Annotated in this window: 3 protein-coding genes; all 3 read right to left on the bottom strand. The window is 36.8% G+C overall.

Annotation, left to right across the window (positions count from 1 at the left end; genetic code table 11):
- Window positions 1-519: 519 nt before the first annotated feature.
- The gene (locus CUU66_RS23470; protein WP_101645826.1) at window positions 520-849 is read right to left on the bottom strand and encodes a DUF3889 domain-containing protein; all 330 of its coding nucleotides are present in this window, start codon (window positions 847-849) and stop codon (window positions 520-522) included.
- An 88-nt stretch (window positions 850-937) separates the two neighbouring features.
- Window positions 938-1390 carry a DUF4871 domain-containing protein gene (locus tag CUU66_RS23465; RefSeq protein WP_101645825.1) on the bottom strand — a complete coding sequence of 151 codons (453 nt, stop codon included), beginning with the start codon at window positions 1388-1390 and terminating at the stop codon, window positions 938-940.
- 386 nt (window positions 1391-1776) lie between these two features.
- Complete coding sequence (locus tag CUU66_RS23460) at window positions 1777-2232, bottom strand: GNAT family N-acetyltransferase (RefSeq protein ID WP_101645824.1); 456 nt, start codon at window positions 2230-2232, stop codon at window positions 1777-1779.
- Window positions 2233-2417 lie beyond the last annotated feature (185 nt).

The raw sequence follows: 2417 nt of genomic DNA, 5'->3' as shown, positions 1-2417 counted from the left end.
TGAACAATAATAAACAGTTGAAAACGAAGGTAGAGTATTTTACACAATATTGAGGACTTGACTGCTTTTGGCCCTTTTTCATCGAAAAACCCCTGTTTTTGATTGCTAATTCATTCATTTAGGTCCTTTTTTATCTAAATGGATGCTCCGAGCTTCTAAAACATGTAGTTAGAAAAAGGTTTTTACTAAATCTAAGACATGTTGTATGATGCAGAATGATTTATGCTTAACTTCATGGGAGATATGCTTATGTTCAGAGGGTTTATGCTTAAGTTTTAGCTTTTATGCTTGAGTATAGAACGTTTATGCTTATCTCACTTGTTCCAATGCTTATGTAGGGTGGGTTATGCTTATTAATAGGCCTTTATGATTATCTACCGTAGAATATGCTGATCTCTCAGCGGCCCTTTTCTGATATCAGGCACAACGTCTTAAACAGAAGAAAATGCCGCAGAGATCTGCGAGGCGGCCTGTACGTCTTACACCACAAAACGCCTATCTACCATACAAAAAATCCCATTAATTCATGCGGGGTGTTTGTTGGCCTGGTTCTTCTACCCTGATATCCACCAGCTTGTTGTTTCTAAGGTTATGCCTGATCTTGACAATCGGTTTTAGTCTTTTTCCATTTTCAATTACATTGAATTGAAAGGAATCCTCCACTACACCCTGTGCGATATTTTTGCGCCCCAGATACTGGTAGTCTGTTACTGGTTCTCCAGTGTAGTCAGACTGGATCACAGATATTGCGATTTTGCCGTATTTCTCATAATCAGTCTTTTGAGCCGATACCTGGCCGGTTTGCAGGATAAATAAAACTGCAGCTACAATAGCGAGTATTTTTTTCATAGTAAGCCTCCTGGATAGGTTTTTTACTTACTATGTGTAAATTTTTTCATTTTATGCTTTTATCATTATTATTTGTTATGCATAAGGATTAATTGTAAAATTTGAAAGTTGGTGTAAGCGGTTGATCCGGAAATTCTTTATCGCCTATTTCACTCTTTGCTGCTTCCCCTTTTACATCCACGATGATTTGACCATATAGTTCTTCATTTATATAAGCATTCAATGCCCACATTCCGCTCGTTGGCAGTTTCATGCCTGATGGCACATCCGTATGGTTATTCACTGCTGAACCCACATTGGTTCTGGATAATACCCATTCCTGTTGTTCCGTATCAGGAATCACCAGAGCTTTGCTTATTTCATTTGTGTCTTTTTTAACAGCAATTACAGACAGTTTTCCTGAGGGAATTTGTTCTCCAATGAAATGCCACATATATTTACTGGTGACTCCAGCCTCCCACGGGTTCGAAAGTATACCGATTTTCCTTTTTCCCCGCGTAACTTTAAGGTTCCATAAATAAAAGTTCGGCTCACATCCCACTTAATATTTTTGATAACAGACATACTAAAATAATCGGGTACCTCACTTATTAGTTTACTTTCATTTTTCTGTTAGTGTGATTGGACTTCTCCGTCTTACTTTCTTCAGTAGGTCTTGTTTCAACGCCACTACTGCAGGATGCCAGCCCAAAAATAACAGCCGTTATTAGACAGCACATAAACAATTTTGGCATATACCCACTCCTTAATTTATATATATAGCTATTTTACCATTTAATCCCTTTATGTTGATAATATAAAAAAAAACCGCCTTTAGAATCCTAAGCAGTTCTTCCAATGTTTGAATTTAGACAATTAGGTCATTCTATATCCCAACTGTCTTTTGAGTGATCTTTAAGTTAAAATGATCGCTCCTCAGCGAATCCGTTAGCATAACACCCATTCATATATGCATTTTTCCTTTTCCCCTCGCTGATACATATCGTTGAATTCTGGTACATCAACAATTGCTATTAGATTAGCTCCAATATACTCGCATGTTTTTCTTGAAGCGATGTTATCTGGATTGCAGGTAATGACCAGTTTCTCCAATTCATGATCATGTGCCACTTTCCTTAAAAGCAAAACCGCCTTTGCGGCATAGTGATTGCCTCTATATTCCTCATTAACTGAATATCCAATGTGTCCACCATAATATAAATTTTCATTGTATCCGATTCTAATATCTATTTTCCCGATAGGTTCGGGTGAACCACTTAAAGAAATATCGAAATGATAAGCTGGAACCCAGTTTTTTTCCTTGTTTCCTGGTACTGTTTTTACAAGATATAAATCAATTTCTTCTCCTTTAATAACATCAAAGTCCAAAAATTTAAATTCCAATTATACTTCCCCCTAAATTTAAATATGTATTATTTTAGTCGGACAAACATCCTCTGCTTATTTTACTTTTCTGCCCGTTAGCAGAATAAGAAAGTAGGCTGCTGAAACAGCCATGATCTTTCACTAACGCACCCATTAGTTTAAGTACAATATTTCACAATCCTCCGACTTACCTTGCAGTAGAT

It is taken from the genome of Peribacillus deserti, assembly GCF_002863585.1.
Lineage (GTDB): Bacteria > Bacillota > Bacilli > Bacillales > DSM-1321 > Paraperibacillus > Paraperibacillus deserti_A.
This window is presented reverse-complemented; position numbering and strand designations above follow the sequence as displayed.

Bases quoted from the DNA above. Each gene is read 5' to 3' on its own strand.
- CUU66_RS23470 (WP_101645826.1), bottom strand. From the start codon at position 849: ATGAAAAAAATACTCGCTATTGTAGCTGCAGTTTTATTTATCCTGCAA.